The organism is Pseudomonas sp. NPDC079367 (assembly GCF_044542195.1).
Classification (GTDB): Bacteria; Pseudomonadota; Gammaproteobacteria; order Pseudomonadales; family Pseudomonadaceae; genus Aquipseudomonas.
This window is the reverse complement of record NZ_JBITTW010000075.1, coordinates 1-6,231: the sequence shown is the minus strand read 5'-3', so window position 1 is coordinate 6,231 and position 6,231 is coordinate 1. Positions and strand designations below refer to the sequence as shown.

At 59.3% G+C, this 6,231-nt stretch carries 5 protein-coding genes; all 5 read right to left on the bottom strand.

Annotated elements, in window-relative coordinates:
- On the bottom strand, positions 1 to 1,673 hold a 1,673-nt coding region (gene pnp / locus ACIGDJ_RS27970; RefSeq protein ID WP_397504705.1), incomplete at its 3' end, for a polyribonucleotide nucleotidyltransferase.
- A 204-nt stretch (positions 1,674 to 1,877) separates the two neighbouring features.
- On the bottom strand, positions 1,878 to 2,147 hold the full coding sequence (rpsO, locus tag ACIGDJ_RS27965; RefSeq protein WP_016771751.1) for a 30S ribosomal protein S15: 270 nt from the start codon (positions 2,145 to 2,147) through the stop codon (positions 1,878 to 1,880).
- A 142-nt stretch (positions 2,148 to 2,289) separates the two neighbouring features.
- Positions 2,290 to 3,207 carry a tRNA pseudouridine(55) synthase TruB gene (truB, locus tag ACIGDJ_RS27960; RefSeq protein WP_101158066.1) on the bottom strand — a complete coding sequence of 306 codons (918 nt, stop codon included), beginning with the start codon at positions 3,205 to 3,207 and terminating at the stop codon, positions 2,290 to 2,292.
- Between the two features lie 4 nt (positions 3,208 to 3,211).
- Positions 3,212 to 3,613, bottom strand: coding sequence for a 30S ribosome-binding factor RbfA (gene rbfA, locus ACIGDJ_RS27955; RefSeq protein WP_397480257.1), 402 nt, complete (start codon positions 3,611 to 3,613; stop codon positions 3,212 to 3,214).
- 159 nt (positions 3,614 to 3,772) lie between these two features.
- The coding region (gene infB / locus ACIGDJ_RS27950; RefSeq protein WP_397504704.1) for a translation initiation factor IF-2 at positions 3,773 to 6,231 on the bottom strand (2,459 nt) is incomplete at its 5' end.

The window sequence follows — 6,231 nt, the reverse complement described above, 5'->3', positions numbered from 1 at the left end:
GCGATCATGGTCGGAGCGTTGGCCGACAGTTCGGTACGCGACTGGCCAATGATCTGGTTCATCTGACCGAGGATGTTCAGGCGCGCTTCAAGGGCCTGGCCCAGAGCGATTTCCATGATCTCTTCGGTGATGCCCTTGATCTTGATGTCCATCTGCAGTGCGGTAACGCCTTTGGCGGTACCGGCAACCTTGAAGTCCATGTCGCCCAGGTGATCTTCGTCACCGAGGATGTCGGTCAGGACGGCGAATTTCTCGCCTTCCTTAACCAGACCCATGGCGATACCGGCAACCGGTGCCTTCATCGGTACACCGGCGTCCATCAGGGCCAGGGAAGCGCCGCACACGGAAGCCATCGAGCTCGAACCGTTGGATTCGGTGATTTCCGACACCACGCGGATGGTGTACGGGAACACGTCAGCGGCTGGCAGAATGGCCGAAACCGAACGACGGGCCAGACGGCCGTGACCGATTTCGCGACGACCCGCGCCACCCATGCGACCACACTCGCCCACCGAGAACGGCGGGAAGTTGTAGTGCAGCATGAACGGGTCTTTCTTTTCGCCTTCCAGGGTGTCCAGCAGTTGTGCGTCACGGGCGGTGCCCAGTGTTGCAACAACCAGTGCCTGGGTTTCACCACGGGTGAACAGTGCCGAACCGTGGGTCTTCGGCAGTACGCCGACTTCGATGTTCAGCGGACGTACGGTGCGGGTGTCGCGGCCGTCGATACGTGGCTTGCCGTTGACGATGTTTTCGCGAACGGTGCGGTATTCGATTTCGCCGAAAGCAGCTTTGACTTCAGCAGCCGAAGGCTGGCCTTCTTCACCGGACAGCTTGGCAACCACCTGGTCACGCAACTCGCCCAGACGCGCGTAGCGGTCGGCCTTGATGGTGATGGTGTAAGCCTGGGAGATCGCCTCGCCGAACTCGGCACGGATAGCGCCCAGCAGTTCAGTGGCTTCTGGAGCCGGAGCCCAGTTCCAGGTTGGCTTGGCAGCTTCAGCGGCCAGTTCTTTAACAGCGTTGATCACAACCTGAAATTCGTCGTGAGCGAACAGTACCGCGCCCAGCATCTGGTCTTCGGTCAGCTCTTTGGCTTCCGATTCAACCATCAGCACGGCGTCGGAAGTACCGGCAACAACCATGTCCAGGCTCGAAGCGGCTTGCTGTTCGTAAGTCGGATTCAACAGGTAGCCGGTGCTTTCGTGGAAAGCCACACGAGCGGCGCCGATCGGGCCGTCGAACGGAATGCCGGAAATGGCCAGGGCAGCCGAGGTACCGATCATCGCAGCGATGTCCGGATCGGTCTTCTTGCTGGTGGAAACGACGGTGCAGACAACCTGCACTTCGTTCATGAAGCCTTCTGGGAACAGCGGACGGATCGGTCGGTCGTTCAGTCGGGAAGTCAGGGTTACTATCTCGGAAGGACGGCCTTCACGCTTGAAGAAACCGCCAGGGATCTTACCGGCAGCGTAAGTCTTTTCCTGGTAGTGCACGGACAGAGGGAAGAAGCCCTTGCCCGGATCGGCTTGCTTTGCACCGACAACAGTCACCAACACGCTGACATCGTCGTCAACGGTGACCAATACTGCGCCGGAGGCCTGACGGGCGATACGGCCTGTCTCGAGGGTAACGGTCGATTGACCGAACTGGAATTTTTTGATTACCGGGTTCACGGTGTCCTACCTTCTTTGTGGCTCTTGGGGGAAACGGTTTCTTGCGAATTCTTGGGCAATTTCGGGAATCGGCCCGATGGCAATTGTCCGGGTGCTACGGGTAAAGCCATGCTGCAGATAAAACTTGAGGCTGGGAGCCTGCAAGGCGCCAGCGGAAAACCGCTGACGCCCGACAGACCACCAACCTCATAGCGCAATCGCTGATTAGCGACGCAGACCCAGGCGAGCGATCAGCGCGGCGTACCGGCTTACGTCCTTGCCTTTCAGGTAGTCCAGCAGCTTGCGACGCTGGTTAACCATGCGGATCAGACCACGACGGGAGTGGTGATCTTTACCGTTGGCCTTGAAGTGACCTTGCAGTTTGTTGATGTTGGCGGTCAGCAGTGCAACTTGCACTTCTGGCGAACCAGTGTCACCAACAGCTTGCTGGTAGTCAGCAACGATTTGAGCTTTTTCTTGAACGTCGAGAGCCATGAGGCAATCCTTCCTTATCAGGAAACTGTTTCAGGGAAACAGCTTCAACAGGCCAGGGACAAATCCCTGTATCTATAAATGAGTAGTGACCATGCCTGTTAACAGCCACACTCGCCGGCCCGCTTGCGCAGACCGGTTCCGGTCATTCTGACCGAATCAAGCGACGCGGCGCGATGCGCCCATCTTCGCTCACTTCACCGATACCGATGAAGCGACCATTGTGATCCTGAACCCGCACCATGCCGAACTTCGGCGCATCCGGGGCACGTACCGGCTGGCCGTTGAGCCAGTAGAACGCGCTCGCTTCCGAGAAGTGCAGCAGCGGCCAATCCTGCAGGCCGCTGTCCGAGGGCATCAGAAAGCGATCAACCGCTTCGTTGCCGCCTTCGGCATGTACCGCTTCCAGCTCTTCGAGGGTCACCGTCTGCGCCAGGGTGAAAGGCCCGGCCTGGGTACGGCGCAATTCTGCGACGTACGCACCACAACCGAGTTGCTCGCCGATATCCTCCACCAGGGTGCGGATATAGGTGCCCTTGCTGCAGTCCACCGCAAGCCGCGCAGTATCGCCTTCGAAGGCCAGCAATTCCAAGCGCGCAATAGTAACAGAACGCGGTTCGCGCTCCACTACTTCGCCTGCACGTGCCAGTTTGTACAGCGGCTGGCCATCACGCTTGAGAGCCGAGTACATCGGTGGTATCTGACTGATTTGCCCACGAAAATTGGGCAAAACCGCCTCAACGTCGACGCGACCAACGGTCACCGGGCGCTCCTGCAAAACTTCACCCTCGGCATCGGCCGTGGTGGTGGTTTTGCCCAGTTGCGCCAGGGTTTCATAGCCTTTGTCGGAATCAAGCAGATACTGCGAGAACTTGGTCGCCTCGCCGAAGCACAGCGGCAACACGCCGGTGGCTAACGGGTCGAGGCTGCCGGTGTGCCCGGCCTTCTCGGCATTGAGCAGCCAGCGCACCTTCTGCAACGCGGCGTTGGAAGTGAACCCCAACGGCTTGTCGAGCAGGATGATGCCGCTGACGTTACGACGGATACGTTTGACCTGAGCCACCGAATTACTCCTTGGTGTCTTCAGGTGCAGGAGCGCCAGCGTGCTGATTGTCTTCAGCGACGGCGCGCTCGATCAGCGCCGACAGGTGCGCGCCACGCACGACGGATTCGTCGTAGTGGAAGTGCAATTGCGGCACGCTGCGCAGCTTCATCTCACGGGCCAGTTGCATGCGCAGGAAGCCTGCGGCGGCATTGAGCACCTTGATGCTTTGCGCGATGTCTTCAGCGTTGTCCTGCCCCATCACGGTGATGAAAATCTTCGCGTGACCGACGTCACGGGACACTTCCACAGCGGTGATGGTGACCAGGCCGACGCGCGGATCTTTGACTTCGCGACGGATCAGTTGCGCCAGCTCGCGCTGCATCTGATCGCCGATACGTTGGGTACGGCTGTATTCTTTTGCCATGATTTGTTACCTGTTACTGCCCAGCGGTGAAACCCGCAAGGTCTGAAAGCGGCAAACGCCCGGCCTGACAAAAGCCAGACCGGGCGTTGCGTTTAGAGTCCGGACGCTGCACCGCGCATTTGCATGCTACGGCGCATCGTGGCCCTTGAAGTGCGCGAGTCAGAGGCTGCGAGCAACCTGAACCTTCTCGAAGACTTCGATCTTGTCGCCGACTTTGACGTCGTTGTAGCTCTTCACGCCGATACCGCATTCCATGCCGGCACGTACTTCGGAAGCGTCATCCTTGAAGCGGCGCAGGGATTCCAGCTCGCCTTCGAAGATAACGATGTCTTCACGCAGTACACGGATCGGACGGTTACGGTGCACGACACCTTCGATCACCATGCAACCGGCGATCGCGCCAAACTTCGGCGAACGGAACACGTCACGCACTTCAGCCACACCCAGGATGTTTTCGCGAACATCGCTGCCGAGCATGCCGGTGAGGGCTTTCTTGACGTCTTCGATGATGTCGTAGATCACGTTGTAGTAACGCATGTCCAGACCTTCCTGCTCGACGATCTTGCGAGCGCCAGCATCGGCACGCACGTTGAAGCCGAACAGTACAGCGTTGGAAGCCAGTGCCAGGTTGGCATCGGATTCGGTGATACCACCGACGCCGCCGCCCACTACGCGCACTTGAACTTCATCGTTGCCCAGGCCATTCAAGGCACCGTTCAACGCTTCCAGCGAACCACGGACGTCAGACTTGAGGACGATGTTGAGCGTCTTCTTCTCGGCCTGCCCCATGTTTTCGAAGATGTTTTCCAGCTTGCCGGCGTGAGCGCGAGCCAGTTTGACTTCGCGGAACTTGCCTTGACGGAACAGAGCCACTTCACGGGCTTTCTTCTCGTCGGCAACCACGCTCATCTCGTCGCCAGCGTCCGGGGTACCGTCCAGGCCGAGGATCTCGACAGGGATGGATGGACCGGCTTCCTTGATCGGCTTGCCGTTCTCGTCGAGCATGGCACGCACGCGGCCATAGTTCGAACCGACCAGAACCATGTCGCCTTGGCGCAGAGTACCGTCCTGAACCAGCACGGTTGCCACCGGGCCACGACCCTTGTCGAGACGCGATTCAACCACCACACCACGGCCAGGAGCCGATGGAGTCGCTTTCAGTTCAAGCACTTCGGCCTGCAGCAGAACGGCTTCAAGCAGCTCGTCGACGCCAGTACCCATCTTCGCCGAAACCGGTACGAATGGAGTGTCGCCACCCCAATCTTCGGAGGTCACGCCGTGAACCGACAGCTCGCTGCGGATGCGATCGAGATCGGCGCCCGGCTTGTCGATCTTGTTCACTGCAACCACCAGCGGCACGCCAGCTGCCTGAGCATGCTGAACGGCTTCGATGGTTTGCGGCATCACGCCGTCGTCCGCTGCAACCACGAGGATCACGATGTCGGTCGCCTTGGCACCACGGGCTCGCATTGCGGTAAACGCGGCGTGACCCGGGGTGTCGAGGAAGGTGACCATGCCGCGATCAGTCTCAACGTGGTATGCACCGATGTGCTGGGTGATACCGCCGGCTTCGCCAGCAGCTACCTTGGCACGACGGATGTAGTCGAGCAGGGATGTTTTACCGTGGTCAACGTGGCCCATTACGGTCACGACAGGCGCACGGGAGAACGACTCACCTTCAAACTTCAGGGACTCGGCCAGGGAATCTTCCAGGGCAGTGTCGCTGACCAGGGTCACTTTGTGGCCCAGTTCTTCGGCTACCAGTTGAGCAGTTTCCTGATCAAGCACCTGGTTGATGGTCGCTGGGGTACCCAGTTTGAACATGAACTTGATGATTTCAGCCGCTTTGACCGACATCTGATTGGCGAGATCGCCAACCGTGATGGTCTCGCCGATCTGCACATCACGCACGACAGGGCCGGTCGGGCTCTGGAAACCGTGGGCGTTGCGCTTCTTCAGCTTGGCCTTGCCGCGACCACCACGACGGAAGCCATCGCTTTCTTCGTCGGTAGTGCGTGGCGCCACGCGTGGAGCCGGGGCTTTTTCCTTGACCGATGCGCGATGCGGAGCGTTTTTGCGCTCGCCATCACCGCCACCGCTGCGACGATTGTTATCGTCGGCACGTGGCTTGTCCGGACGACGCTGTTCGTTCTGCTTGTTGCGAACATCAGCCGACGGAGCAGGAGCAGCAGCCACCGGTGCGCTTTCGCGAACAGGTTCGGCAGCAGCCGGAGCCGCAACGGCGTCGCTGGCAGCGGTTTGCGCAGCAGCAGGCTGGTTACGCGCTGTTTCTTCGGCGCGTTGCTTGGCTTCTTCTTCAGCCTTCTGGCGAGCAGCATTTTCTACTGCGCGACGCTCATCCAGTTCACGCTTGCGCTCGGCTTCGATTTCTTCCGGGCTGCGCTGTACGAAAACTTTCTTCTTGCGAACTTCTACGCTGATGCTCTTGCTACCAGCCACACGCAGGGTGCTGGTGGTTTTACGCTGCAGCGTGATCTTGCGTGGTTCTTCCACTTTCGCCTTGTGACTGCTCTTCAAGTGAGTCAGCAGGGATTGCTTCTCACTGTCAGTCACATTTTCGTCGGCGGCGGTGTGCGGCAGACCTGCCTCACGCATCT